The organism is Methylobacterium sp. A54F (assembly GCF_053346035.1).
Map to the genome: position 1 here is coordinate 1 of NZ_JBKFBF010000103.1, position 314 is coordinate 314.

The following is a 314-nucleotide window of genomic DNA, read 5'->3' on the forward strand; positions in this document are numbered from 1 at the left end:
GATCTTCCAGGCGAGCGAGAGCCCGGAGCGGGCGGCCGCCACCACGAAGGGCTGCAGCTGTGGCACCAGCACGTGGGCCACCCAGGTGCGCCGGTCGAACCGGTAGGGCCGGGCCATTTCCTCCAGGCCCGGGTCGAGGCCGCGGGCGCCCTCGCGCACGATCACGGCGACGTTCGGCAGCTTGTTGAGGACGACCGCCAGCACCGCCGCCGCCTCGTTCAGCCCGACCCAGATGTAGCCCAGCACCGTGATGACGAGGGCCGGCGTGTTGAGGAGCACGAGGAGCGGCGTGTCGAGGGCGAGGTTCAGGGACT

At 71.7% G+C, this 314-nt stretch carries 1 protein-coding gene; it reads right to left on the reverse strand.

Features of this window, described 5'->3' with window-relative positions; all coding sequences use genetic code 11:
* Positions 1–314, reverse strand: a 314-nt coding sequence (locus ACLBXP_RS25525; RefSeq protein WP_447670619.1) for an ABC transporter permease subunit, incomplete at both ends; no start/stop codon positions are given.